Below are 25,980 nucleotides of genomic sequence, written 5' to 3' on the forward strand. Positions count from 1 at the left end.
GTGTTTGTCTTATTTTTTCCGGTCCTGGCGGTTGAGAATGAAGTACGCAATCGCCGGAAGCGGGAACTGAATCAGTCCTGCGCCTCCCCAGACCCATGGATTCCGCCCTGTCTTCCGGGCACCGAGGAACAAGCATGCCGCTTGTGTCCCTAACAAGGCTGCGAGGCCGGCCCACACACCTTTTGGTACGTTTTTAACAGATCGTTTCATAAAATACACCTCGTTTCCTTTATAGATTTACCCTCCTCGTTTCGCTTTCTAACCGCCTTTTTCCTCCCTTGAGCGTTGAAACAGACGTTCTTGCTTGTTCATGCTAAACTAAACGAGCAATTCCATATTCTCGTTTCATTGAAGGAGGAGTATACACATGCAATACGCAAAACTTTCAAATGGTGTCACGATTCCACAAATCGGATTTGGTGTCTGGCAAGTCGACGAAGAGACGGAAGCACCGGCTGCCGTCGCAGAAGCCCTTCGTGTCGGTTACCGTCATATTGATACGGCTGCCGTTTACAAAAACGAACGTGGTGTCGCCAAAGGAATTAAAGAAAGCGGCGTGAACCGTGAAGATCTCTTCTTAACGTCTAAAGTATGGAACGATGACATTCGTGCCGGACGCACTAAAGAAGCTTTCGCTGAGTCACTTGAACGCCTCGAAACCGACTACCTTGATCTTTATCTGATCCACTGGCCGGTTGAAGGGTATGTCGAAGCATGGAAAGCCATGGTCGAACTTTACGAAGCCGGTAAAATTAAGGCAATCGGTGTTTCGAACTTCAAAGAACATCATCTCGATACACTTGCTGAAGAAGGATTAATGACACCGATGATCAATCAGGTTGAACTTCATCCGCAACTTCCGCAACATGAGCTGCATGAATATTTACAGGACCACAGCATTCAAGTGGAAGCATGGAGTCCGCTCATGCAAGGGAAATTCCTCGAAATCAATGACTTCAAGGAAATTGCCGAAAAACACGGCAAATCCCCTTCACAAGTCGTCTTGCGTTGGCATTTAGACAACGGCATCGTTGCGCTTCCAAAATCGGTCACACCTGAACGCATTGCGGAAAACTTTGATGTCTTTGACTTCCAACTCGATGCAGATGATCTCGAGAAGATTGACCGTTTGGCAACAGACGTCCGTCTCGGACCGGATCCGGACGAAATCGATTTTTAAGTAAACATACACAATCGGTTTAAAGAAAAATGGTTTTTCTATAGACGAAGGGGAGGCGGATATTCACATCCACCTCCCCTTTTTCCTATATGAGTGATGGACCGTCAGACATAATAGACGAGAATCGTATCCTGCGCTTCTTCCGCCTGGTGAAAATAAGCGCATAAATTTCCGAACTGTTCCCAGACCTCATCAAAATCACCTTGCCGGCCGGCTTCCTGATAAATCACTTCAAGCGCTTGGCGATCAAAGTTTCGCATGACCTCCGATGAAATAATGAGTAACGGCAAGGGAAGGATACCGACGATTGCCGCATGCTCTTCATTGACGATCAGTTCCTCTCCGACAATTGCCCGTCCCAGATTATAATGGGTCTCTTGATCAATGAAGATATCGATTTGACTCATCAACTGATACAATGGAGTCGTTTCTTCGAGTGCAAACAATTGTTCATGATCGGGTTGTGTTTCATGGATAAATAAAATCCAGTCCATGATGATGTGGGGATCATCTCCAAACGAATCCCAAACGGCATCCGCGACACGTACATAATGTACGTTTTCCATCCTCCCCCCTCCTTTCCGGTCGTTTTTTTTAGTATTCCCATTTTCACACTGCTTTAATGACGATTATTAAAATCTCTCCAGACAAAAAAGGACCAGATGACTCTGATCCTTTTTGTATTAAATTGCTTTTTCTTTTTGGTCTTCGTCCTGCCATGCTTCAAGCAGTTCTTGACCTGGAAGATTTGGAATTGAATTTTTATGGAAACGGGGATCTTGTCCCTTTTTCCGTTGCACTAAATAATCATCCAGTGCGAGCTTGGCGATTTTGGATAAGCGGAAAATCGCATATAAGTTAACAATTGCCATCAAGCCCATGAAGATATCGGCAAGTGCCCAGACAAGTCCAGCCGTTTGAACGAGTGAACCAAACACGATCATCCCGAGGACAATCACACGATAGACCATCATGATTTTCTTATTATCGTTTATGAAGCTGATATTCGATTCACCGTAGTAGTAGTTTCCGACAATCGAACTGAAGGCAAACAAGAAAATCGCAAGCGCCATAAATGCTGTGGCAAACGGACCCACTTGCGACGCCAATGCTCCTTGCGCCAAATCGATTCCGGCGACCGGTGCTCCACTCGCATCCTGCGTCGCAACACCACTGACTAAAACAATCATCGCTGTCGAAGAACAGACGAGCAGTGTGTCAACAAAAACAGCAAACGACTGGATCAATCCTTGCTTGACGGGATGCGATACCTCTGCCGTCGCAGCGGCATTCGGAGCTGAACCCATACCGGCTTCATTCGAGAAAAGACCACGACGGATTCCGTTTAAGACTGCGGCTCCGATTGCTCCGCCGGCCAGTGTTTTGAACTCAAGTAAACCTTCTTGGAAAATCAGACCAAAGACGTTCGGCAATGCTTCTAAATTCGTCACCATGATATAGAGGGCAATCAAAATATAGCCTCCTGCCATGATCGGGACGAGGAACGCCGACACCGTTGCAATACTCCGGACACCACCGAAGATGACAAGTGCCGTCAACAGAACGAGTCCGACCGTAATCCACGTCTTATCCACCCCGTACTGGCTTTGAAGCGACAGTGAAATCGTATTGGACTGAACCGAGTTAAAGACGAATCCGAACGAGATGGTAATCAGAATACTGAAAACGACCCCTAACCACCGCTGTCCAAGCGCCTTTTCCATATAATACGCCGGACCACCGCGCCATGCTTTTTCATCACGTACTTTATAAATCTGAGCCAGCGTACTCTCGACGAATGCCGAGGCTGAACCGATTAAGGCGATCAACCACATCCAGAAGACTGCACCCGGTCCACCGAGCGCAATGGCTGTCGCGACGCCGGCGATATTGCCGGTCCCGACACGTGCCGCTGTACTGATGGCAAAAGCTTGGAAAGGCGAAACACCGTCTTTTCCTTTATCCGTTCCTTGGAACAACAGCCGTAACATTTCCGGAATCATCCGAAACTGGACGAATCCCATGCGAATCGTAAAATAAATTCCTAAACCGACCAATAAGATAATCAAGACACTCGACCATAACAAGTCGTTGATACTACCGATAACATCCATCAGTTGTTTTTCCACAGGTGTTCCCCCTTAGTTAAGCGTTCGATTATGTAACCTTTTTTCACATGTGTTCTATAATACGTAAATAATTTTAGAAAATCAAATTCATTTTCTTCTTTTAAGTCATCATAATCTGTAAAATCCTCACAAACCTCACATGAGATGTCAGGTTCGGCATAAAAAACAAGGGACTGACTTTTGGGTCAGTCCCTTGCTAAGAATTGATTTAACCATTGAACACGATCAGATGAACAGATTCAGGTTCGAACCGTCTGTCGCTCCGAGATAACTTGCGACACCACCATAATCGATATCGTCGAGCAACTCCTCTTTTTTGATGCCCATGATGTCCATCGACATCGTGCAGGCAATCATCCGGACGCCGGCTGCTTGCGCCTTCGCCATCATCGTCTCTAGAGCATCGACCTGTTTATCCTTCATGACTTTTTTCATCATTTTTTGACCGGCCCCACCCATATTCATATTCGAAAGTGGGAGATCACCAGCATGTTTCGGCATCATCATTCCCATCATCCGTTCCATCGGTGCCTTGTCGACGGCAGGGGCATCCGGTTTACGAATGACGTTGAGTCCCCAGAACGTAAAGAACATCGTCACTTGTTTCCCCATCGCCTGTGCCCCTTGCGCAATGACGAATGAAGCAAGTGCTTTATCAAGATCACCGCTGAAGACGACCATCGTCGCATCATCGGCAGTTGCGGCGACTGATGATACCGCTTGGTTCGTCGCATTTCCTTTTTCAAGGAGGACCTCAACGATGCCTTTATTCATTTCCGCTGTGTGAACGGTATGACCGAGTTTTTTGGCCCATGCCTGAACATCCGGCAGGAATCCAGGATCGGACGCTTTAATAAAGACTTGATCCCCGTCCTGTAATTGATCGATTTTCGTTTTCAGCTCCAGAATCGGTCCCGGGCACTGTAAACCACATGTATCAAGTAACGTAATCTGTTCTTTCGCCACTTGTTTCGGCTCGCTTTTTATCGTCGTCACAGCTGTTTCCTCCCGTACTTGACTTCTCGCTTCGCGGTCACGGTTGACCGTCGCCCACGTCTTATAACCACCGCTCAAGTTTTTGACGGTAAATCCGTTCTGTTTCAGCAATTGACTCGCGACATATCCACGGAGTCCGACCTGACACGTCACGTAAATCGTCTGATCTTTCGGCAATTCGTCAAGCGATTGACGTAACGTCGGTAATGAGATGTTGACTGATCCCGGAATCGAACCGAGTTCATTTTCCGAAGGTTCGCGAACATCGAGCAATAATCCGCCGTCCGCAACAATCTGGTCAATCTCATGCCAATGAACATTTTCGCTGTCTCCGAGTACGATATTCGAGGCAATATAACCTGCCATATTGACCGGATCTTTTGCGGAACTATAAGGAGGCGCATACGACAATTCAAGATCCGGAAGATCAAGCACTGTCAGTCCACCTTTAATCGCCGTTGCCAAGACATCGATTCGTTTTTCGACACCTGTCATCCCAATCGCCTGTGCCCCGAAAATCGTTCCGTCCACCGGATCAAATAACAGTTTCATCGAAATCGGACTCGCTCCCGGATAATAGCCGGCATGTGAACCAGGGTGCAGGTGAATCGCTTCATAACGGCGTCCTGACTGACGAAGACGTTTTTCATTGTTTCCGGTTGCAGCAACCGTCAAATCAAACACTTTTGCGACTGCTGTTCCGAGTGTCCCGGTGTAACGGACATCTCGTCCGGCAATGATGTCGGCGACGAGACGTCCTTGACGGTTTGCCGGCCAAGCCAGCGGGACATGAACCGGTTCCCCGGTAATATAGTCTTTGACTTCGATCGCATCACCAATCGCAAAGATGGAAGGATCGGATGTCCGCAATGTCTCATCGACTTGAATCGTTTGTTTAATGCCGAGCTTCAGTCCAGCTTCCGAAGCCAAGTTGCTTTCCGGCATGACCCCGATGGATAAGATGTTCATTTCTGTCTGAATCGTTTTTCCGCTCGTCAAGACCACACGGTTCCCCGCTTCTTCAAAGCGTGACACACCGTCCGCTAAAATCAACTCGACGCCTTTCGCCCGTAAATGTTCATGGACGATGGCTGCCATTTCCGGATCGACCGGTGCCATGACTTGATCCGACATTTCGATCAACGTCACGCGTGCGCCGCGTTCGACTAAGTTTTCCGCCATTTCAAGACCGATGAATCCGCCGCCGATGACCGTCGCATGTGCCGGACGCGCTTCGTCGACATACTGACGCATCTTATCGGTATCCGGAATGTTCCGTAACGTGAAGACATTTGTTGCTTCCTCTAGACCCGGAATGCCTGGACGGATCGGTTTTGCGCCGGGTGACAAAATCAACTGATCGTACGTTTCGTCATACTCTTCTCCCGTATCCACTTTACGAATCGTCACCGTTTTTTGTTCGCGGTTGATCCGGATCGCTTCCGATAAATTCCGGACGTCCAGATTGAAGCGTGCGTTCATCCCTTCCGGAGTTTGAACCAGCAACTTATTCCGATCTTTAATGACGTCTCCGATATAGTACGGAAGTCCACAGTTTGCAAAAGAAATTTCTTTTCCACGTTCCAAAAGAATGATTTCTGCGGTTTCGTCCAATCGACGTAATCGCGCCGCCGCAGTTGCTCCACCAGCTACTCCACCTACAATAATCGTTTTCATTCCGGCTTCCTCCTCCAATGATCTCTAGTGTTCTATGTGTACCAATATACCCATTCAGGTATGGCTTTTCAAGTTATCTGTTCGTTGATTCACAAACTTGTCGGAACTTTATAATAAAATTGTTCCTTCGATGATAACGGACATTAGTTGCAATTCCATCTAAAATGCTTGAAACTGAGATTACAGTATTTATAAGGGGGATTTTAAAATGGACCAGGATCGTAACTCGAAAGACACGAACGATAACAAAGTCACACCGATCAACCAAAACAGTCAGCCGGAAACAAATGAAAACGGGGTAACGGCTGTGCAACAACAATATCTGGAAGAGTTCCAAGCATTCTTAGTCGAAAAAGGCATCCCGATGGAAGCACGTGAAAACGAGACACACGTTTTCTTTATGACGCAAGAAAAAACACCATCAGGCGCAGAACCGATGATGATGATCGTCTTCAGTAAAACGGCGACAGATGTCGAGTTATTCGCCCGTACAATCACACACGTACCAGACGGTGTCGAAGATCTCCCAATCTTAAATGCAATCAACGACTTCAACCAAGAATTCAAATACTTCCGTGTTGTCCTCGACAGCGACCGTGATGTCACGATTGCTTCAACGATTGATCTCGATCACGGCTTTAATCCGGCAGCAATCTTCGGACACTCTGTCATGATGTTCCAAGCTTCCGACGAAGTATTCGCTTATCTCACGAAATTATATGACCAAGTTCAGTAAAATATCGCTTAAAAATGGCTCTCGAGACAACTCGGGAGCCATTTTTTTCATTTTCAGGTTCAATTGACAATGAGAATTATTCTCGCTATAGTTAGATTTGTGAAAACGACATCATTTTTAACACAATCATCTTATTCTGGGGGAATAGATTATGAAAAAACGCTTAAAAGTAGCATCACTCTTTATGACTGCAGGACTGCTTGCGGCCTGTGGAAACAGCGAAGAAACGACGACGGCTCCTAAAAAAGAAAAAACGGAGCAAACATCTGAGACGAAAACAAACGCCGGTATCGCCGCTACGACCTTAAAAGATGAACTGACGATCTTCAGCTCCATCAAAGCGGAACTCGACAAAGCAAAAGAAGGTCAAGCGATTGACTGGAAAATGGTTCAGACGAGCTATGACTCGAAATTAAAAGGCGGCGTCACGACAGCTGCTCCTGAGATCGATGAGGTCATCAGTTCCGCATTAGCAGGTGTCGAATCTAAAGATCTCGATGAGAATGTTGCCCGCCAACTCGTGGACAAAGGCATTCAGTCTTATTTCTATAAACTTCAAAAATCAACACAAGCGACAGCGGAAGAAGCCGTTGCTGCCGGAAAAACGGACGAAGCGACAGCTGCACTCAGCGACATTCAAGATATGTCAGAGACAGTCTTCATTCCGACGGCTGAAAAACGGGATGCCAGTTACGGCTTCAAAAACGAAGACTCGATCGCTCAAGCCATCAACTCCGGATTGACAGCGCAGGAAGAAGCGATTACGGCAAAAAACATCGCTGATTTTAATGTCGCGAAACAATTGACGGATAAATCGATTTACCGGTCGTTCTATCTCGCTGCTCTCGGTTACGCTCAAAAAATCGAAGACGGTGTCAAAGCCGGCACAGACGAAAAAGAATTGCAGATGGAACAAGCTGAAGGATACGGATTCCTGCTGGCCATCGAAGAATCACTTGCCGGCGGCGATGAAGAAGCCGTCGCTACATTAAAAGAACGCTATGATTTCTCAAAAACAAAACCGGCAGACGTTAAGTTCAAAGAAATCGAGAGCTTGTTCGCCAAAGCACTAACGGAAAAGATTGACGGCTACCACGAAGAAACACAAGAAGCACTCGAGAAAAAAGATATCGATACAGCACGCGTCGAAGCGATGGAAGCTAACATGTTCGTCATTGCCATGAAACCGACACTCGAAAATCGTTTAGGCAAAGAAACCGCACAAACAGTTTTGGCAGATGCGAGTGCCTGGTATGCTCTTGTCGAAAAAGGTGATCTGAAGGCAGAAAAAACAGGTGATCAGATCACTGACGCGTTAGAGCCGCTCAACTAATCGTTTAAAATCGGAGGAATGCGCTATGCAAATCGGAATTACAGGAGGAGCCGGCTTTATCGGGGCGGCGCTTGCACTACGGCTTCAAGCAAGCGGTCACACCGTCTATGTCATCGATGCGTTTACCGACTATTATGATGTCGAATTGAAGCTGACAAGGGCAAAACAGTTACAGGCTAACGGAATTGACGTCTTTGACGGCAACGTCCACGAAGATTTGGCAACGTGGTGTGCCAACCACTCGTTTGCCGCCCTGTTTCATTTAGCAGCATTGCCGGGTGTCCCGGGTTCTTTAACTGAACCCCATCGCTACATCGAAGATGACATCGCGATGACGGTGACTGTCCTCGAAACAGCTCGAACCCACGGTATTCCGCATGTCTTTTTTGCTTCCTCCTCTTCCGTTTACGGTGAACAGACCGGCGCCTTGCTTGAACATCAAGCGACGGGAAATGTGATGAGTCCTTACGCAGCAGCTAAGTACAGTGCGGAAACGTTTTGCCGGACCTATCAAAATCTGTATGACCTGAATATGACGATCTTCCGATTTTTCACGGTCTATGGTCCATCCGGCCGGCCGGATATGGCGTTGTTTCGCTTCATTGAACAAGCACTGGACGGTCAAGCGATTACCGTTTTCGGCGATCCGGTCCGTGACTTCACCTATATCGATGACATCACCCGGGGCATGGAACAGGCGCTTGACGCAAAAGCGACGGGCCTCTTCAATCTCGGTGCCAATCGTCCGGAATCGGTTCGCGATATCGCCATGTTACTCGGTGAACGGTTTAACGTCCCGGTCATTTCGGCACCGGCACGGACAGGCGATGTCTCGATGACTTGGAGTAATACCGAGGCGGCCCGGCAGACGTTTGGTTACGTTCCTTCCTTTACGCTCGCTGATGGAATCGAACGGATGATCACATGGCATCTCGAACGTCGGTGATCCGTGGAGTTGCGAGCGTCTTCTTGACGTTGGCAACTCTTTTTTTACTTCTGCGATTCGGCTTGGAACTGCCGACTGCCTGGCGCTATATCCAAACATTGACGACTTCTTACTGGACACCGGCCGCAACGGTCAGCTACGCACTTGCTTTTTATGTCCGGGCGATTGCCTGGCGGACAGCTGACGAAAAAACGGCTCCGACAGCCGTCTATCTGACGAGTCTCTACATCGGACTGGCTGTTAATCATCTGTCGCCGGTCAAGCTTGGGGAAGCGGTCCGCTTGTTGACAGCCCGTGCCATTGGCAGTCCTCTCAAACGGACGACCGCCATTTTGGTCGCCCAACGCGGGATCGACCTATCCGTACTCGGTCTTTTCGTGGCGGCCGGGGTATTATTAGGACAAACCGTTTGGGTCGCTGCCTTGGCACTCTCAGGAGGTCTCGTCCTTTTACTGCTCGTTCGCAGATTCATCCAAGCGATGCCGGCATTGATCGGATACGGTCTGCTCTCCTGGATTTTTGAAGCCGTTGCCGTCGCTTGTCTTTTCGAAGGCGCCGAAGTGACCGTTCCATTTCCCATCATTCTCGTCGCGATGGGCGCCGGGGTCCTGTCCGGCATCGCCCAATTCACGCCGGGCGGGCTCGGGACATACGAACTTGCCATGGGAACCGTCCTGCATCTGTCGGGTGTTCCGAATCCGTATGAGCTTGCCTTGATGACCCATCTCTTTAAATACGCGTTTGCGTTTTTAGCGCCGGTTTATGTACTCATCCGTCATTTTAAGACGGTTCACTTACTGTTTACCCAGTTCAAGAAGCACAACACGAAAGGATGACCTGCATGAAAAGTGCTTCCCGCTTTGAAAAAGTTGCCGCACGGATGTGGAACTTACTGAATGAAGGGAAACCCTTCACACCGATTTTTACACTGGGTGTTTTCCTGAGCTACACGCTTTTAGTTCAAGGTTCACTCAGCGGTGCCGGCTTCGGTTTCCTCGTGACACTGCCGTTGCTCGTTTTATATTGGAAGTTTGATTTCCCGTTATTTTTACGGAACTATCTTTGGCTGCCGTTGATTGTCTGGCTGTTTATAGAAGGAACGGATTCCCGTCTGCTCCCGTTATTCGCGTACGGCGCCGGTCTCTACTTCTTCTTTACCGTCTTTTTCTGGGGGACGATTTACTACCATCTCCGGATCGGAACGGACTGGCTCAACTTCACGCGTTTTTGGAAACTCGTGCTGAAAAACAGTGACTCGACCAGCGGAAACGCCCAGGAACAACTGCCGAAAGTCGGATTGTTGCTTGCCTATTGGCAAACGGCTTCAATCGAACAGACGCTTGACTGGTCTTATCTCTGGTTCCCGCTCGGACTTTTCGTTTTCGCTTGGATCCTGCATCATTATCTGTTTGATTGGAAACCGAAATTACCGACGGAGTCGACCGTCGATGCACCGGTTCCCGCTTCGTCGAAAGTCTATGTCCTGATTGTCGACGGCATGCGGAAAGATCGTTATATGGCAGCAGACACTCCTTTCCTTGAGCGATTGCGCCAGGAAGGAACGGAGTATACGAACATGGAGACGGTCTATCCGGCCCGGACCGTCGTCTGCTTCAGCTCGATGTTCACAGGCGCCCGTCCGGAAGAACACGGAATCCATTCGAACATGGTCTGGAACACGACCGGTGTCAAAACGGACACGGTCTTCAATCGACTGCGTGACGTCGGCAAGACCGGTAAGATTCTCGGTATCGCCCATCTCGTCGATGCGTTCGGTTCTAAAGACGTTCATACCGTGACAGCCGTCATGCATAATGATGTCGCGGACCGCAACATCATCGACCGAGCCAAACAGATCGTCCGGGACGAAGATCCGGATTTACTGGCGATTCAATTGATTGGAACCGATCAGACCGGTCACAGCCGTGGCACCCTGTATTCCGAATACGTTCAGAAAATCGAAGAAGCCGATGCCTTACTAGCTGAATTTTGTGAAGAACTGGACCGGCTTGGTAAGCTCGACGATGCAACACTGATTGTCATGGCGGATCACGGACAAGCCGATGGGATCGGCGGTCATGGTCATCTCGATGAAGGCGAACGGTTTGTTCCGTTTTGGATGTACGGTAAACATGTCCATGCCGGTCTGAAGGTTGATACACACCGGCATATCCTGTCACTTGGACCAACGATTACGAAGTTGCTTGGTGCTGATATCCCGCACGACAGCCGCGGTGTCTTACTGACGGAAGCCTTTAAGGAGGAATCCTCATGAAAAAAATCGTTGTCTTTCTTCCGGCCCATAACGAAAAAGTTTCCTTGCCGCTTGTCTTAAAACGGATTCCGGCTGAAATCGATGGACTGCCTGTCGAGACGATCGTCATCGACGATGGATCTACTGATGAGACGTCCGAGATTGCCCGGCAACACGGAGCCCATGTTTATCGTTTTCCTAAAAATCGCGGGCTCGGAGCTGCCGTTCGGGAAGGACTGCTCCGGTCCTACGCCCATGGTGCGACTGTCGCCGTCATGATTGACGCCGATAATGAATACCCGGCGGATCAGATTCCCGACGTCGTCCGACCGATTCTTCTCGATGAGGCCGACTACGTGTTTGGTTCCCGTTTTCTCGGAACCATCGACGGGATGCGCTTGTACCGCTATATCGGCAATCATGTCTTTACCTGGTTACAGTGTCTGTTGCTGAAACAGCGGATTTATGACGGACAAAGCGGGATGCGTGCCTTTTCCCGGGCGGCGTGTAAACACGCGGAAATCATCCACGACTACAACTACGCTCAAGTGCTGACACTGAACCTTGTCCGGAAAGGGTTCCGGCTACAGGAAGTCCCGATTCGTTACCGTGTGCGCGAAGCCGGAAAATCCTTTATTCGCTTTAACTATATCCAGCGCGTCCTCCCTGCGATTTACCGGGAATGGCGTCGCCCGATCGTCCCACTGTCGTCTGAAGAACGTTTTGAACGAAAGGAGCATCTTGGATGAGAAAACCGCTTTTCATCACCGTCATCGCCTTCTTGTTCCTGCTCACTACACCGTTGCCGGCATTCGCCTACAGCTACGGCGATCCAGGAAAAGAAGCTTTTGCGGAAGCTTATAAACAGTTTGAAGAACAGCTTGACCAAAAGGACTACACGTTAGCCAAAGAAACCATCGATGCCTACGATAAGGAATTTACGCTCTACTTCCCGGAAGCAAAAGAAAAAATCGATGCGTCGTTAGCCAAGGAAGATGCTGATGCCGCCAAGCAAGCCTACCGGGTCGCTTTGCGTCAAAACATCGAACGTCGTCTGCACTTCGCGCAGGAACAATTCGATGACTTCGGACAGGCCAAGTTGTTGCTCGCGAAGGCACGCGGCACATACGATGTGCTCGCTCCTTACGTCAAGGAAAGTGAGGGTGCAAAGACAAGTGATTCATTGTATACTGCTTTTGATGATTCACTTGCGGCGCTTGGAAACCCCGGTTTGTTTGGAGTCGGGAAAAAAGCAAGCGATCGAAAAACATTTGATCAAAACATTAAACAGATTGAAGATACCGTCACCCCGCTGTTCGTTTTGCCAGGTGAAGAGAAGACGGGTGTCTTCGATGAAGAGGACTCGATTTTCGGTCAGTCTTTCGGAACGGATGATATTTGGAAAACGGTCGCCATCAGTCTTGTCATCATCTTAATCGTCATCGTCATCATCGGTCAGCGTAAGAAACGACGCGCTCAATAAGGAGGAAGACACATGGATTTTCAGGCGTTTTTAATCACCCTTCGCGAATGTCTCGAAGCCGTCTTGATCGTCGGCTTGATTCTCGGTTATCTCGATCGGCTCAATGCACCACAATATAAAAAATGGGTCTACGCCGGTGTTGGACTTGCCTTACTCGCGAGTTTAGGTGTCGCCTTCCTGTTCCAGGTCGTCTTTACGAGTTTCGCAAGCTTCGGCAGCGATACGTATTTACGTCTTGGGATCATGATCATCTCGGTTTTCCTCTTGACGCACATGGTGCTTTGGATGGGCAAGGAGGCGAAAGAGAACCAGCAGGCCTCACAGGCGAAAGTCGCGGCTGCCGTCTCGACCGGCAGTGCGATTACGATGATCGTCCATTCGTTCCTCGTCATCGTCCGGGAAGGGATCGAAACGGTTTTCTTCTTCGCAGCGATTTCCGGCGGTGAAATCGAAAAAGTCCTGACGAGCTACGGTGCCGTCTCCGGTCTCCTGCTCGCCTTGATTTTCGGTTACCTGTTCGTTTCCGGGACGATGAAGATTCCCGTCAAGCGCTTTTTCCAAGTGACCGGCGTCTTGATTTTATTCATTGCAGCGGGCATGCTTGTGCAAACGATTGGGCGGTTCCAGGATCTCGGCTTGCTCGGCAGTCTGTTGACGAATGCAGATGGAACACCGGCTGCGCTTTATAATATCGTTGCTTTCATGCCGGAACACTATATCGATCAAGTCCAGTATTTACGGGACACCGGCAATACGACTTTGATCAGCGGTCAAATCGGAACATTCATGGGGGCGATGTTCGGCTACAGCCACAACCCATCCATCGAGCAGGTCATCGCGTGGTGGGGATATTTCGCTTTCGCCGGCTTCATGTTGATGCGTCAAAATCGCGCGCCAAAAACCGTCAAGAAACTGAAGGAGGTCTCGTGACGGTTCGCAGCGGTCATCCACAACAACGTGGACGATCGCTTTTTTTCATGTGTGTCGCTCTGATCTTCGTGTGCACCGCCGGACGCCTTTATCTGGTCAGCCCGTTTGTCGCAAGCTACGACATCGCCAACTTCACGTTAGCAGTCGGACAGTATGACTTGGCGAATTTACAGCCACATTTCCCCGGGTACCCGTTTTTCATCTTACTCGCGACCGGTCTCGCACGACTCGGGCTTGAACCTGTCCGTGCCCTTGGAATCGTCTCGATGCTTGGCTTCACGAGCGGACTGGTTCCGCTGTACCTGCTGTTCAAACGCAGACGATTCGATACGGTTCGTCTGCTGGCTGCTTTTACGGTCGTGTCGACGGCTTCCCTTGTCGTCTTGTCCGCAACCGGGATGTCGGACGGTCTCGCCCTTGGTGTTCTTTGTTGGTTCGTCTGGAGTGTCGAACGCGCACGGCAGGGGCAGTTCCGTCTTTTACCGTACCTCTTGTTTGGTCTGCTGATGGCGACCCGGCTGTCGTATGCTCTCTTTGGAATCATCCTCTTGTTTTTACTGTGGCAGTCACGTCGTGATGCATGGCAATTTGTATCGGAAACCGCCGTTCTCCTGCTTGCTCAGCTCGCCTGGTTGTTGCCGGTCGCCTTCTCTGTCGGCGGACCAGCCTCCTTTGCTCAGTTGTCGCTCAGTTTCGTGACAGGTCATTTTTCGGACTGGGGAGGGACGGCACAAACGGATCAAGCCTCGCTGCTCGAACGACTTGGATTAACAATCAAACAAATGATATGGCATGGTCTTGGATTTGCCACTTGGATTGGTCTCGGATCGGGATTGTTCTTGTTTTGCCAACGTTTCCGTTCGTTCCCTCTCTGGTGGAGTGTTACCGGAACCGGTTATTTTCTTTGGGTCTGGTTTGCGCAAAATATCGACAAGCCGCGGCATGTCTTACCACTCGTCTTACTGCTTGTGATTTTACTCGTCCGCCGTCTGTCGGTCCGTTGGCTCGTTCCGTTTTTATGTATTCAATTGCTGATCGGAAGTATCGCTTTGTATCAACAAGCGACTAGTACACCGGCTACGATTCAGCTGGCGGAAGCCATTACCGGTTTACCGGCGTCCGCGACCATCTTTACGGATGAAGAAGAACGTCAATTTTTGATGGCACGTCCTGACGCTATGATTGTCCCGATTGGATCCGTCAGCAAATGGCGGGCGGAACCAAAATCACAGGAGGTCTATCTGACAGGACGATTGCTCAAACGCTTACGGGCGGCAGATGTACCAATCGAAGTGACGGAAGTTTTCCGCTTTACGAGTGACCCCCGGTTCGAACCGGAAGATGCGGAAGCGCGGTTGTACCGGTTAAAATTGAATGAAGAAGCACTGAGATAAAAGATTCGTTTTCCCGTGCTTTCCTCGGGCGAGTCGCAAGCCGCGGCTTCTTGACCTACTGATCAAGGAGCCGGGTCTCGCTTGACTCTGACAGCGCGTTAACACACGCTTTTTCCCGTAGGAGTCACGGTCAACGAATCTTGATTTCCTCCACAGATGCTCGATGTGTACTTGTTGTTCTTTCGAAACGCAGCGTTGAGAAGCAAGACGAAGTCTCCTGCGGGAAAAGCGGAAAGTGAAGTCTTATCTGCGTATAAACGAATCTTGAACCGGATTCGAAGTACTTTCCTCGTCATTCAAGTTGAATACGGTCGTTCCATATAGTCAAATTGTCCGCCACTGATTTCAATCGTCTTGACCGGTACGAATCCAAGACGTCGATACAATCGTTGCGCCCCCGTATTCGTCTGATCCGCATTTAACGTAAAGGCCCGTAATCCACGCCGTTCGCCTTCGTCCGCCGCTGCCTGCAACAGTTCAGACCCGATTCCCTTTCCACCGTATGCTGCATCAACGGATAACGTATCGAGATAAAAGACATCCCCTTCCGTCTCCTGATCAATTTGCACGTCCTGTGCTGTCCACTCGCGGAGCTGACGCTTAATCGGTTCATCCAACCGTGCTGCATCAAATCCGGCATACGTGATGACGATGCCGACGACACGTCCGTCGAGTTCTTTGACAAGGATATTCTCATGACTCAATCGGTTTCCGGTTTGTGTAACAAACAGCGCGAGCCTCTCCAAAATTAATGCCTTCTCCTGCGTTCCGGTCAGCGTCTCGGCAATTTCATGAATCGCCTGTTCAATCAATGGCGCGATTTGATCCGCGTCATCTGCAGTCGCTTGTCTGATCATTTGATTTTGCTCCTTTCTTCTTCTCTTATTATCCTAAAACAAAAACCCTCCTGATGTCAGGAGGGTTTGATTCGGTTCATTTCAACTCTGCTACTGGAATTGCTACCTCAACCGGTTCACGCGTCATCACTGAAACAACGCGCCCCGCAATTGCGACGGCAAGCAACGTATATAACGTTAAGCTCAACGGCAGATAGACGAGTGAGATGACAAGGACGACGGCATCAAGACTAAATAAAATCGTCCCGATCGATAAGCCGGTCAGCTTACTGAGGCCCATCGACAATAAATCGTCGCCTCCTGTTGCCGCGCCGCTTTTCAAGACGAGTCCGAGACCGTATCCGGTCACGATACCGCTTGCGACGGCCGCAATCAGCGTTGCCGGCCAGGCCTGTTCCGGAAAATGAAACAGATCCAGTCGGTACCACATTTCGTAAAACAGAGACAAGGCGCTTGCTGAAATCAGCGCTTCTCCGACAAACCGTTTGCCCTTAAAATAGAGTGCTCCGATAAAAAATGGTATGTCGAGTACAATCATCGAAATCGATGGATTGATGTCAAAAAAGTAGCGTCCGAGCAATGATAACCCGATAAATCCGCCTTCTGCCAAACCAAATTGTTCATTTAAGGTGTAGTAGCCAAACGCCATAAGCAGCGTTCCGGCTAAGATGGTCATAATTCGTTTCATGTGTTGTCCTCTCCCGTATCTTCCATGGGAGAGGATGTAATTGTCCCGTTTGGGTATTCATCTATTTTCGCTCTCCCTGATTTTTTTCAAGCCATTACCTTCCTGTTCAATGAAGATTGGCGGTGCTAAAAATCAGGTAAGCTGAATAGATGATCGGTCCTCTCGGTGTCCATCGGTTTCCACCCTTTCGTTTTGTTGTCCCTTTCATTATAACCCGAACTTCAGAAACTGAAACAGTTTTACACGTTTTTAACAGAAACGATACAGACAACCTCTCATTGCTCAATCATTCACATTTCGGACAAATTTATGCTCATCATTGAACAAACTACTTGAAAACAACTTTGTGAAGTAATACACTAAGGATATCAAATGAATGTGATTTTTATCACAAACAAAACAAAAAGGGGACTTTACTCATGAAAGTAGCAGTCATCGGTTGTACACACGCAGGAACAGCAGCAGTTAAAGAATTAACTTCACAGCACGAGCAATTGGATATCACCGTTTACGAACGAAACGATAACGTCTCTTTCCTCTCTTGCGGCATCGCGCTTCACGTCGGTGGCGTCGTCGAGCATGCGGAGTCGCTGTTTTATTCTTCACCGGATGAACTGGCTGAGCTTGGTGCAAACATGCGCTTAAAACATGATGTTCTCGAAATCGACAGCACGAATCAAACGATTGTTGCCAAAAACCTCGTAACGGGTGAAACCGTTTATGATACGTACGATAAATTGATCATGACGACGGGTTCATGGCCGATCATCCCGATGTTACCGGGAATTGAACTCAATCAAATCGAGCTCTGTAAAAACTATCACCATGCACAAACAATCATTAAAAAAGCGACAGATGCAGAGCGGATTACAGTCGTCGGTGCCGGCTATATCGGTGCTGAACTGGTCGAAGCGTTTGAAGCCTACGGTAAAGAAGTCACGTTCATCGACAGCGCTGACCGGATTTTAAATAAATACCTGGATCGTTCATTCACCGACATCATCGAACAGGAACTCACGGATCGCGGCATTCGTTTGGAACTGAACCAGACTGTTCAAAGCTTTACCGGTGTTGACGGAAACGTCACACAAGTCGTCACGGATAAAGGAACGTTTGAAACGGATCTCGTCATTCTCTGTGTCGGTTTCCGACCAAGCACGGAACTGTTAAAAGGACAAATCGACATGTTACCGAACGGTGCCATCATCGTCGATGACTATATGCGGACAAGTAATCCGAACATCTTTGCCGCCGGCGACAGCTGTGCTGTCTACTACAATCCGGCCCGGACACACGCGTATATTCCACTCGCGACGAACGCCGTCCGTATGGGAACACTCGTCGGGAAAAACCTGCTTGCTCCGACAATCCGGTATCAAGGAACTCAAGGAACATCCGGTCTGCGGTTATACGACTTGAATATCGCGTCAACCGGTCTGACGGAAGATGCCGCTCCGTTCTTCGGTTTGGAAGTAGCGAGCACGACGGTTCAAGATGCCTATCGTCCTGAGTTTATGCCGACAGCTGAAAATGTCCAATTGAAACTCGTCTATGAAACAATGACTCACCGTCTTGTCGGAGCTCAAATTATCTCAAAAGTTGATTTGACACAAGCTATGAACACGTTATCGGTGGCCATTCAAAACGACATGACGCTCGAAGAATTGGCGTTTGTCGACTTCTTCTTCCAACCGCATTACAACAAACCATGGAACCTGCTGAACCAAGCAGCTTTACAAGGCATGAATGAGCTGACATCGGAACGCGTTTAATGCATCGCCTTCCCCTTCTCTCTTCAAATCGGAGTTCACATTTGTGGATTCCGATTTTTTTATTTGTCATCCGGTTGATCCCGCTAATCTGTTGCGGTTGCTTTGCCTGGTCTCCTTCCATAGCTGTTAAAAACTTCACTCGGTTAATCAATTGACGTTTAGACGTGAAGTGACAGGGAACATACTTCTTATGCAAACGAAACCACTATCACAGGAGGAATCAGTTCATGTCACAGTCTAACAATCCACTTACACAATATTTCAATGATGACTTCCCGAAACAATATCAGGAGGCGCCGGCTGTCCAGGCAAAAATGGAACCCGTTCCCGATTGTGGTGAAGAAAGCTACAAAGGATCCGGTAAATTAAAAGGGAAAAAAGCCTTGATCACAGGAGGCGATTCCGGAATCGGTCGCGCCGCTGCCATTGCTTATGCACGTGAAGGTGCCGATGTTTTCCTCAATTATCTTCCGGAAGAACAGCAAGACGCGGAAGAAGTCAAAGCACTCGTCGAAGCAGCCGGCCAAAAGGCATACTTACTTGCCGGTGACCTTAGTGACGAAACGTTCTGTCAACAACTCGTCAAAGAAGCACATGATTCACTAGGCGGAATTGATATTTTGGCACTCGTCGCCGGTAAACAACAAGCTGTCGAGGACATCATGGACCTGTCGACGGAACAACTCCGCAAAACATATGAAATCAACGTCTTTTCACTGTTCTGGGTCGTCAAAGCAGCTCTTCCGCTGTTAAAAGAAGGAGCTTCCATCATCACGACGACTTCGGTGCAGGGATACAACCCAAGTGCGAACCTGCTTGACTACGCGTCAACAAAATTTGCCATCAATGGTTTTACACGCGGACTTGCGAAACAAGTCGCGCCAAAAGGCATCCGCGTCAACTCGGTTGCACCGGGTCCAATCTGGACACCGCTTCAGATTTCTGGTGGACAACCAAGCGAAAACATTCCAGAATTCGGACAGGAAACACCGCTTAAACGAAGCGGTCAACCGGTCGAACTCTCGAGCGTCTATGTCTTCCTCGCTTCGGATGACGCCAGTTATGTAACAGCTCAAATTTATGGTGTCACAGGCGGAATCGAACTCGCTTAATTCAATTTTTTTCAACCAGGCAGCTTTGATGGCGACATCAAAGCTGCTTTTTTGGTTATGAGTTGCTTCTCCCTGCCCGGTTTAGTCTAATGAAGGTATACATATGACAGGAGATGATTCACATGACGGAAAAAGAAAAAATGATTCAAGGTCAATTGTATTTAGCCGGAGATGCGGAACTGGTCGCTGATCGAAAGCGGGCTCAGATGCTTTGTCATCAATTTAATCAACTCAGCATCAACGAGTTACCTGCCCGAAAGTCGCTCCTGCAGGAACTGTTCCAAATCGAGCAGACCGATTTTTACATCGAACCATCTTTTAAATGTGATTACGGCTACAACATTACATTCGGCGCACGGTTTTATGCCAATTACGATTGTGTACTGCTCGACATTTGTCCGATTACGATCGGCGACAACTGTATGCTCGCTCCGGGTGTCCATATTTATACGGCGACGCATCCGCTCGATCCGGTCGAACGCAACAGCGGTTATGAATTCGGGAAACCGGTTGTCATCGGGGACAACGTCTGGATCGGCGGACGTGCCGTCATCGCACCGGGCGTAACGATCGGTGACAATGCTGTCATCGCAGCCGGAAGTGTCGTCGTCAAAGATGTTGCTCCGAATACGGTGGTCGGAGGAAATCCGGCCCGCTTCATCAAATCGATTTAATTTCTCATCAAATTTTAATCTAATCCTCAGTCTCCTCTCACGTACGGGCGCTATTCTAAGAATAAGAAAAGCAGCTACCACTACGGAGGAGGAATTATCATGACAAACGAAAAACGTACGGACAAACCTAAAAAGAACATTGTAAAACGAGGACTCGCTTCGATTGCTATCACAGGGACCGTTTTGACAGGGGCCGGCGCCTTCTTGCTGTTCACCGGTCCAGGACATTCGCTCGTCAATTCAACGGTTACGACGTCAGAACAAGTGGAACAAAAAGTCGAAGCCGCTTCAACAAAAGTATCAAGTAACGTCAAACAGTCGCTTCCAAGCTCATTCCGGGATGAAGATCAGGAAATGGAAGGAACGTTAAAAGAAGTAACCGACAATTCTGTTACGATTACCCGCAACGGATCGGATCAATCTTATTCGTTCGCTTCATCCGCTGAAATCGAACAGGCACAAGCCGGCGACTGGATTAAAATCGAACTCAATCAGGACGGTCTTGTCCAGGAATTCGAACGGGAAGATGACCGTAACGACCGGGATGGTCGAGAGGATGATTCCGCCGATGACCGCAATGAAGTGAACGGTGTCGTCAAAGAATTATCGAATGAACAAATCGTTTTGACGCAAAACGGTTCCGATCAAACGTACCGCTTCATCGAGCAGGCAGAACTTGAACAGGCGCAAGCCGGGGACCGCGTGAAACTGGAATTGAACGCGGACGGTCTCGTCCGGGAACTCGACCGGGAAGATGCGGATGACCAGGACGCTCGAAGCGATGACCGTCAAGACGATGCGACGGATGACCGAGATATCCGCGGTTCATTGGTTCGTGTGACCGACTCACAAGTCGTCATTGAACAAAACGGTAAAAATGTGACGTTTGAACGGGCACAAAACATGGAACAGGATAATGATGTGCAGATTGATTCACCCGTCGAACTGGAATTGAACGGTTCACGACAAGTGACAGAAATCGACGAACAGTCGTAAGGAGGACAATGTATGACACCTACCATCTTAATCGTCGAGGACGATTCGAAAATCGCCCGATTGCTCGAACTGGAATTAAACCATGCCGGATACGCGACGCAGGTCGCCTTCAACGGTAAAGATGGCTTAGCAGCTGCTGAGACTGACATCGATCTCGTCTTACTCGACGTGATGATGCCGGAGCTCAGCGGCTTCGAGGTGCTTCGCCGGCTCCGAGCAAACGGTAATCCGGTTCCGGTCATCCTGTTGACGGCACGGGGAGAAGTGTACGATAAGGTTGCAGGACTTGATCTCGGGGCCAATGATTACGTGACGAAACCGTTTGAAATCGAAGAACTGTTGGCACGGATCCGCGGGTTACTCCGTTTGACGATCCGTACAGCGGTCGAAACCAATCAGCTGCATTACGCCGATCTTTTACTCGATTTGGACCGGCATGAAGCGTTTCGAAGTGATGTTCCGCTCGATTTGACGCCACGTGAATTTGATTTGTTGTCTTATCTGATGGAAAACAAGGAGCACGTTTTGACCCGTGAGCAAATTCTCAATCGGGTCTGGGGTTATGATTACTTCGGGGAAACGAATATCGTCGATGTTTACATCCGGTATTTACGCAAAAAAATGGACCGCCATCAGCCTTCCCTTATCCAGACGGTTCGGGGAATCGGTTATGTTTTGAGGGAGGAGAAAGGATGAAGTTACGGACGAAACTCGCCTTATCCGTCACATTGTTCACGACCCTTTTATTGCTGTTGTCTTTTTTAGTCGTCACGTATGTCGTCCGTGATCATTTGATCGAATCCCGCTTCACGCAACTCGAACAAGCTGAAGAACTGATGGAGGATGATTCGACGACCCGGGCGTTATTGACACTTCATGAAGATTCCGTCGTCCTGTCGCGGAGTGACGGACGCTGGGTCATCGCGAACGATGAAGAGGATGATGATTCCGCTACTGTCAACGGTGATGTCCGGGCACGCGATCTTCCCGGTATCTCGACGACCCGCGACGAACCGTTCAAATCCGGCAACTGGTTTGGTGTCGTCCATCAAGATCAGGCGTATCTGTTTGAAGACGATACGGTGGATGATACGGTCTCGACGCTGATTTTCGCCTTTTCGATCGTCCTGATCGCCGCCGTCATCATTGCCTTTCTCAGCAGTTTTTTCATCGCCTATCAAACGTTGCGTCCACTCCGTCAACTCGGTCAGACGATGGAACGGATTTCCGACTCCGGCACACTTGAAACTGTTCCGGAACAGCAAAATGATGAAATCGGACAACTCGGAAAAGTCTTTAACCGGATGATCGGCCGTGTCGATCAAACAATGGAACAGCAACGGCAGTTCGTCGCCGATGTTTCACATGAGATGAAGACACCACTGACCGTCATCGAAGGGTATGCAAAGCTCCTGAAACGCTGGGGTAAAACAAATCCTGACGTCCTTGAAGAATCGATCAGCAATATTCTGAACGAAACGCATACGATGCGGAGTGGACTGATTGAACCGATGCTCGAATTATCACGGCTCGGCTACGGCGAAACGACGACAGAAACCATCGATTTGAAACAGCTCGGCGCCGAGGTCGCGGACCGGATGCACCATGCCTATGCCATCACGATTCCCGTGGATGCGACCGGTACCGTTACGGCTAATCACGAGGCACTCGTCCGGATTTTGACGATTTTCATCGATAATGCGATCAAATACGCCAAAGATCCGGAAATCCGTCTCCGACCGGACCGGCTTGAGGTCCTGGACCGCGGCACCCACTTATCTGACGCGCAGCGCGCTCGTTTGTTTGATCGGTTTTACCGGCTCGATGAAGCACGTGACCGGTCCGGCAGCGGTCTGGGTCTGTCGATTGCGGCCGCTTTGGCGGAACATCATCAGCTGTCGGTCGGCAGTGAGGCCCGCCCGGACGGCGGCAGCTGTTTTTACATCACCTGTCGCTGAACACTCGGAATGAAACCTTCCCTCGTCTTTTGGCGTACACTAGAGACAAGAGTCAGATGAGGAAAGAAGGTTATGAACAATGGCTAAAAAACGTTGGGGAGGCTTAGCCGTCGCCGGAGCATTTCTGCTCTCAAAAGGTAAAGTGCTGCTCGCTCTCTTAAAATTCTCTAAATTTGGCGGAACGTTAATCTCGTTCGGAATTTCGTTATTGTTTTACGCACAAATTTTCGGCGTCTGGTTTGGCGTCGGCTTATTGTATCTGTTGTTCATTCACGAAATGGGGCATCTCGCAGCCGCCAAACGGCTAGGCTTCAAGACAGGGCCGGCCATCTTTGTGCCGTTCATGGGAGCTGTCATCGGAATCAAAGATACATTCCGGACACCGAAACAAGAAGCGATTTTGGCTTACGGGGGACCGTTTGCCGGATTACTTTCCCTCATTCCGCTTTTAATCGGATATGCAGTGACCGGGAACGAGTTTTGGCTTGTCATCTTCCACTTGGGTGCCTTGCTGAACCTGTTTAATCTGCTGCCGGTCAGCCCGCTTGACGGCGGACGGATTTTAGCCGGTCTGCCGATTGTCATCTGGATCGCCGGTCTCGCGGCCTTGATTGCCTACGGTATCACCCATTTCAGCATTATTCTGTTGTTGATTGCTTTCCTTGGCGGAAGTGCAGTCTGGAAACGATATCAGTTCGCTAAACAATACGAGAACAACAAATCGGTTCTGATGTTATACCGGGCAGCCCGCAGCCGTGTTCTGCAGGCGAAAGTCGAGCAGGAACACGCGACCGCAACAGAAACCGGTTCGGACGAAATGATTGATGAAACGGACGACACAACGGTTTCCACTTATGATCCGATTGCCTGGTCACTCCGGCACGACCTCCAGGATTTACGGAGCGCCAGTCCGGAAGACGCAAAAAGTGCCGCCGATGAGTTGCTCCGCTATCAATATGACTCGGCCAATGATTATGATGCTTTGATCCGTCGACTTGACCAACGGATTGAACCGTTACTCGAGGCTGAAAAATCAGTTGAATACCATCAGATGTCAAAGAAACAACAGACGATTACGCTGTTTGCTTACCTGGCTCTCGGTGCGATTCTCTTCATTGCATTTGAATACTCAAAAGGATATCTTCCGACGCCATCCTAAGCGGTCGCGACATTTAAACAGACACTCCGTCGTTCATATCCGGAGTGTCTTTTAATCGTTTTGCACATTGCTTGATTCGATTACTTGCATCCGTCCGGGGAAGCGACTAATCTGAATGAAAATCTATGTCCCTGTTTTGAAAAAAAGGAGGCTCTCCTGATGATGAATAAAAATACGGCACGTTTGGGAGAAGCACCCATCAATAAACTCCTGATCGGCCTGTCGCTCCCGGCGATGATCGGGATGCTCGTGACCGCCCTGTACAATATCGTCGATACGATTTTTGTCGCCCAGGGAATCGGAACGGTTGCCGTCGCTGCTGTCGGTATCGCTTTTCCCGTCCAGCTTGTCTTGATGGCGATTTCGAATTCGGTTGGTATCGGCGGTGCAGCCATTGCTTCTCAGCGGCTCGGTCAAAAAAATCTGGCCGGTGCTAGCAGAGCCTATGCGAATGTCCTGATGACCGTCTTCGTCGTCAGTATGCTTGCGATTATCACGGCCTTCATCTTCGTCGAACCGTTGTTACGAGTGTTCGGTGCGACGCCGGAAATCATGCCGTACAGCATTGATTTCCTCCGGGTCCTGTTACTCGGTTCCCCGTTCTTCATGTTGACGATGGCTTCCAGTGCCATGCTTCGGGCAGAAGGACGGGCCAGTTATCAAATGCGGGTCATGCTGACGACGGTCGCGATCAACATCGTCCTGACTCCGCTGTTTATTTTCGGACTCGACTGGGGCATTCAAGGTGCCGCTCTCGGGACAGTTGTTGCGCAAATCGTCGGATCCGTCCTGATTTTCCGATTCTTTTTTACGAAATCAAAAAAGACGAGTCTAGTCCTTGACCGGGAAGCGTTCCGGTTTGATCCTAAACTGGTCGGCCGGATGGGACAAATCGGCTCTTCTTCTTTTATCATGCAAGTATCACAGTCGATTTTGTTCATCACCGTGAATCATATGCTCGTCCGTTACGGTGGTACGACAGAACTCGCAACCTTTGCCGTCATCAATAAGTTCATGGCACTCGTCGGAATGCCGATCATGGGCATCGTCCAAGGCATGCAACCGATTGTCGGGTATAATTTCGGATCGAAACAGTTTGACCGGATGTCACAAGCCATCAAACTGGCCATTCGTTACGGCTTGACGTTATCCATCACCCTATGGCTGTTGATTCAGCTGTTTCCACGTTTTTGGGTCGGGATGTTTACCGAGGACGCGACGTTACTTAACGAAGGTTCGACTGCGATGCGGATTTTATTCGCCATTTCATTCGTGTACGGCATTCAGATGATCGTCAACGGTATGTATCAATCGCTCGCTAAGGCACGGATCGCCTTGTTCCTGTCACTTTCCCGTCAGACCTTATATACGATTCCGCTCGTTCTGATCTTACCGATGTTCTTCGGCGTACAAGGAGTTTGGTTCGCGTTCCCGATCGCCGATTTGATGGCGGTTTTAACGGCAGTCGTCTTTGCCTACCGTGACCGGATCATGCTCTTTAAGCCGGATGAGTATGAGGCACCGGAAGAACAGGAAAAATCGGCACAAGCCAAATAACCAAAAAGTCCGTTCTGTCTTAAAGGCAGTGGGCTAACCTAAAATTTTGAGACAATATAAAACACCTTCGGAGTGGTACACTTTTAAAAAGTACTAGCATCGGAGGTGTTTTTGCATGGGCAAAAACGTATATTCAAGCGAAGTGAAAT

The 25,980-nt window shown here is 49.1% G+C and carries 24 protein-coding genes; 18 read left to right on the forward strand and 6 right to left on the reverse strand.

Annotated features, from left to right (window positions below; all coding sequences use genetic code 11):
• Positions 1-9: 9 nt before the first annotated feature.
• Entirely contained in the window at positions 10-210 is a 201-nt protein-coding gene (locus R7V76_RS15150) for a hypothetical protein (RefSeq protein ID WP_012371685.1), read from the reverse strand.
• A 157-nt stretch (positions 211-367) separates the two neighbouring features.
• Here R7V76_RS15150 and R7V76_RS15155 point away from each other — a divergent pair, with 157 nt between their 5' ends.
• Positions 368-1,180, forward strand: coding sequence for an aldo/keto reductase (locus R7V76_RS15155; RefSeq protein ID WP_318094041.1), 813 nt, complete (start codon positions 368-370; stop codon positions 1,178-1,180).
• Between the two features lie 104 nt (positions 1,181-1,284).
• Here R7V76_RS15155 and R7V76_RS15160 read toward each other — a convergent pair whose 3' ends face one another.
• The 3 genes from R7V76_RS15160 to R7V76_RS15170 form a co-directional block, all read right to left on the reverse strand.
• A complete protein-coding gene (locus R7V76_RS15160; protein ID WP_012371687.1) occupies positions 1,285-1,746 on the reverse strand; it encodes a hypothetical protein in 462 nt (153 codons plus the stop codon).
• A 117-nt stretch (positions 1,747-1,863) separates the two neighbouring features.
• Positions 1,864-3,309 carry an alanine/glycine:cation symporter family protein gene (locus tag R7V76_RS15165; RefSeq protein ID WP_318094043.1) on the reverse strand — a complete coding sequence of 482 codons (1,446 nt, stop codon included), beginning with the start codon at positions 3,307-3,309 and terminating at the stop codon, positions 1,864-1,866.
• 225 nt (positions 3,310-3,534) lie between these two features.
• On the reverse strand, positions 3,535-5,982 hold the full coding sequence (locus R7V76_RS15170; protein WP_318094045.1) for a CoA-disulfide reductase: 2,448 nt from the start codon (positions 5,980-5,982) through the stop codon (positions 3,535-3,537).
• 208 nt (positions 5,983-6,190) lie between these two features.
• Between R7V76_RS15170 and R7V76_RS15175 the strand changes: the two genes are divergently transcribed.
• The 9 genes from R7V76_RS15175 (at position 6,191) to R7V76_RS15215 (ending at position 15,058) form a co-directional block, all read left to right on the forward strand.
• Positions 6,191-6,718, forward strand: a complete 528-nt coding sequence (locus R7V76_RS15175; RefSeq protein WP_012371690.1) for a YbjN domain-containing protein — start codon at positions 6,191-6,193, stop codon at positions 6,716-6,718.
• 151 nt (positions 6,719-6,869) lie between these two features.
• Positions 6,870-8,051, forward strand: a complete 1,182-nt coding sequence (locus tag R7V76_RS15180; RefSeq protein WP_318094047.1) for a hypothetical protein — start codon at positions 6,870-6,872, stop codon at positions 8,049-8,051.
• A 25-nt stretch (positions 8,052-8,076) separates the two neighbouring features.
• On the forward strand, positions 8,077-8,997 hold the full coding sequence (locus tag R7V76_RS15185; RefSeq protein WP_318094048.1) for an NAD-dependent epimerase/dehydratase family protein: 921 nt from the start codon (positions 8,077-8,079) through the stop codon (positions 8,995-8,997).
• Positions 8,994-9,833, forward strand: a complete 840-nt coding sequence (locus R7V76_RS15190) for a lysylphosphatidylglycerol synthase transmembrane domain-containing protein (RefSeq protein WP_318094049.1) — start codon at positions 8,994-8,996, stop codon at positions 9,831-9,833. The genes R7V76_RS15185 and R7V76_RS15190 overlap by 4 nt, the downstream gene beginning before the upstream one ends.
• Positions 9,834-9,838: 5 nt before the next feature.
• Positions 9,839-11,272, forward strand: coding sequence for an alkaline phosphatase family protein (locus R7V76_RS15195; RefSeq protein WP_318094051.1), 1,434 nt, complete (start codon positions 9,839-9,841; stop codon positions 11,270-11,272).
• Positions 11,269-12,000: a glycosyltransferase family 2 protein gene (locus R7V76_RS15200; protein WP_114596606.1), complete on the forward strand. Its 732-nt coding sequence runs from the start codon at positions 11,269-11,271 to the stop codon at positions 11,998-12,000. Before R7V76_RS15195 ends, R7V76_RS15200 begins: the two co-directional genes overlap by 4 nt.
• Positions 11,997-12,734: a hypothetical protein gene (locus tag R7V76_RS15205; RefSeq protein WP_026827221.1), complete on the forward strand. Its 738-nt coding sequence runs from the start codon at positions 11,997-11,999 to the stop codon at positions 12,732-12,734. The genes R7V76_RS15200 and R7V76_RS15205 overlap by 4 nt, the downstream gene beginning before the upstream one ends.
• A 12-nt stretch (positions 12,735-12,746) precedes the next feature.
• Positions 12,747-13,664 (forward strand): FTR1 family iron permease, encoded by a 918-nt coding sequence (locus tag R7V76_RS15210; RefSeq protein WP_114596607.1) that lies wholly within the window; start codon positions 12,747-12,749, stop codon positions 13,662-13,664.
• A complete protein-coding gene (locus tag R7V76_RS15215; RefSeq protein ID WP_318094055.1) occupies positions 13,574-15,058 on the forward strand; it encodes a hypothetical protein in 1,485 nt (494 codons plus the stop codon). The genes R7V76_RS15210 and R7V76_RS15215 overlap by 91 nt, the downstream gene beginning before the upstream one ends.
• 296 nt (positions 15,059-15,354) lie before the next feature.
• Here R7V76_RS15215 and R7V76_RS15220 read toward each other — a convergent pair whose 3' ends face one another.
• Together R7V76_RS15220 and R7V76_RS15225 are read right to left on the reverse strand one after the other, a co-directional pair.
• Positions 15,355-15,915 (reverse strand): GNAT family N-acetyltransferase, encoded by a 561-nt coding sequence (locus tag R7V76_RS15220; protein WP_114596609.1) that lies wholly within the window; start codon positions 15,913-15,915, stop codon positions 15,355-15,357.
• 76 nt (positions 15,916-15,991) lie between these two features.
• On the reverse strand, positions 15,992-16,603 hold the full coding sequence (locus tag R7V76_RS15225) for a YitT family protein (RefSeq protein ID WP_114596610.1): 612 nt from the start codon (positions 16,601-16,603) through the stop codon (positions 15,992-15,994).
• A 419-nt stretch (positions 16,604-17,022) separates the two neighbouring features.
• On the opposite strand from R7V76_RS15225, the gene R7V76_RS15230 reads away from it, so the two are divergent.
• The 8 genes from R7V76_RS15230 to R7V76_RS15265 all read left to right on the forward strand — a co-directional run bounded on the left by R7V76_RS15230 (position 17,023) and on the right by R7V76_RS15265 (position 25,831).
• Positions 17,023-18,375: an FAD-dependent oxidoreductase gene (locus R7V76_RS15230; RefSeq protein WP_290828184.1), complete on the forward strand. Its 1,353-nt coding sequence runs from the start codon at positions 17,023-17,025 to the stop codon at positions 18,373-18,375.
• Between the two features lie 227 nt (positions 18,376-18,602).
• The gene (locus R7V76_RS15235) at positions 18,603-19,487 is read left to right on the forward strand and encodes an SDR family oxidoreductase (RefSeq protein ID WP_290828182.1); all 885 of its coding nucleotides are present in this window, start codon (positions 18,603-18,605) and stop codon (positions 19,485-19,487) included.
• A 122-nt stretch (positions 19,488-19,609) separates the two neighbouring features.
• Positions 19,610-20,161 (forward strand): maltose acetyltransferase domain-containing protein, encoded by a 552-nt coding sequence (locus R7V76_RS15240; RefSeq protein WP_131503468.1) that lies wholly within the window; start codon positions 19,610-19,612, stop codon positions 20,159-20,161.
• A 99-nt stretch (positions 20,162-20,260) separates the two neighbouring features.
• Positions 20,261-21,157, forward strand: coding sequence for a hypothetical protein (locus R7V76_RS15245; RefSeq protein WP_318094062.1), 897 nt, complete (start codon positions 20,261-20,263; stop codon positions 21,155-21,157).
• A gap of 12 nt (positions 21,158-21,169) precedes the next feature.
• The gene (locus R7V76_RS15250) at positions 21,170-21,853 is read left to right on the forward strand and encodes a response regulator transcription factor (RefSeq protein ID WP_318094064.1); all 684 of its coding nucleotides are present in this window, start codon (positions 21,170-21,172) and stop codon (positions 21,851-21,853) included.
• Positions 21,850-23,115 (forward strand): sensor histidine kinase, encoded by a 1,266-nt coding sequence (locus tag R7V76_RS15255; RefSeq protein ID WP_318094067.1) that lies wholly within the window; start codon positions 21,850-21,852, stop codon positions 23,113-23,115. Before R7V76_RS15250 ends, R7V76_RS15255 begins: the two co-directional genes overlap by 4 nt.
• A gap of 79 nt (positions 23,116-23,194) precedes the next feature.
• Positions 23,195-24,274, forward strand: a complete 1,080-nt coding sequence (locus R7V76_RS15260; protein WP_318094069.1) for a site-2 protease family protein — start codon at positions 23,195-23,197, stop codon at positions 24,272-24,274.
• Between the two features lie 159 nt (positions 24,275-24,433).
• The gene (locus tag R7V76_RS15265) at positions 24,434-25,831 is read left to right on the forward strand and encodes an MATE family efflux transporter (protein WP_318094071.1); all 1,398 of its coding nucleotides are present in this window, start codon (positions 24,434-24,436) and stop codon (positions 25,829-25,831) included.
• The last annotated feature ends 149 nt before the right edge of the window (positions 25,832-25,980 follow it).

The sequence above is a fragment of the Exiguobacterium artemiae genome, assembly GCF_033342815.1.
Lineage (GTDB): Bacteria > Bacillota > Bacilli > Exiguobacteriales > Exiguobacteriaceae > Exiguobacterium_A > Exiguobacterium_A artemiae_A.

Bases quoted from the DNA above. Each gene is read 5' to 3' on its own strand.
- R7V76_RS15250 (WP_318094064.1), top strand. From the start codon at position 21,170: ATGACACCTACCATCTTAATCGTCGAGGACGATTCGAAAATCGCCCGA.
- R7V76_RS15160 (WP_012371687.1), bottom strand. From the start codon at position 1,746: ATGGAAAACGTACATTATGTACGTGTCGCGGATGCCGTTTGGGATTCG.
- R7V76_RS15175 (WP_012371690.1), top strand. From the start codon at position 6,191: ATGGACCAGGATCGTAACTCGAAAGACACGAACGATAACAAAGTCACA.
- R7V76_RS15255 (WP_318094067.1), top strand. From the start codon at position 21,850: ATGAAGTTACGGACGAAACTCGCCTTATCCGTCACATTGTTCACGACC.
- R7V76_RS15260 (WP_318094069.1), top strand. From the start codon at position 23,195: ATGGCTAAAAAACGTTGGGGAGGCTTAGCCGTCGCCGGAGCATTTCTG.
- R7V76_RS15265 (WP_318094071.1), top strand. From the start codon at position 24,434: ATGATGAATAAAAATACGGCACGTTTGGGAGAAGCACCCATCAATAAA.
- R7V76_RS15180 (WP_318094047.1), top strand. From the start codon at position 6,870: ATGAAAAAACGCTTAAAAGTAGCATCACTCTTTATGACTGCAGGACTG.
- R7V76_RS15150 (WP_012371685.1), bottom strand. From the start codon at position 210: ATGAAACGATCTGTTAAAAACGTACCAAAAGGTGTGTGGGCCGGCCTC.
- R7V76_RS15170 (WP_318094045.1), bottom strand. From the start codon at position 5,982: ATGAAAACGATTATTGTAGGTGGAGTAGCTGGTGGAGCAACTGCGGCG.
- R7V76_RS15235 (WP_290828182.1), top strand. From the start codon at position 18,603: ATGTCACAGTCTAACAATCCACTTACACAATATTTCAATGATGACTTC.
- R7V76_RS15225 (WP_114596610.1), bottom strand. From the start codon at position 16,603: ATGAAACGAATTATGACCATCTTAGCCGGAACGCTGCTTATGGCGTTT.
- R7V76_RS15195 (WP_318094051.1), top strand. From the start codon at position 9,839: ATGAAAAGTGCTTCCCGCTTTGAAAAAGTTGCCGCACGGATGTGGAAC.
- R7V76_RS15240 (WP_131503468.1), top strand. From the start codon at position 19,610: ATGACGGAAAAAGAAAAAATGATTCAAGGTCAATTGTATTTAGCCGGA.
- R7V76_RS15230 (WP_290828184.1), top strand. From the start codon at position 17,023: ATGAAAGTAGCAGTCATCGGTTGTACACACGCAGGAACAGCAGCAGTT.
- R7V76_RS15220 (WP_114596609.1), bottom strand. From the start codon at position 15,915: ATGATCAGACAAGCGACTGCAGATGACGCGGATCAAATCGCGCCATTG.
- R7V76_RS15205 (WP_026827221.1), top strand. From the start codon at position 11,997: ATGAGAAAACCGCTTTTCATCACCGTCATCGCCTTCTTGTTCCTGCTC.
- R7V76_RS15210 (WP_114596607.1), top strand. From the start codon at position 12,747: ATGGATTTTCAGGCGTTTTTAATCACCCTTCGCGAATGTCTCGAAGCC.
- R7V76_RS15245 (WP_318094062.1), top strand. From the start codon at position 20,261: ATGACAAACGAAAAACGTACGGACAAACCTAAAAAGAACATTGTAAAA.
- R7V76_RS15200 (WP_114596606.1), top strand. From the start codon at position 11,269: ATGAAAAAAATCGTTGTCTTTCTTCCGGCCCATAACGAAAAAGTTTCC.
- R7V76_RS15155 (WP_318094041.1), top strand. From the start codon at position 368: ATGCAATACGCAAAACTTTCAAATGGTGTCACGATTCCACAAATCGGA.
- R7V76_RS15185 (WP_318094048.1), top strand. From the start codon at position 8,077: ATGCAAATCGGAATTACAGGAGGAGCCGGCTTTATCGGGGCGGCGCTT.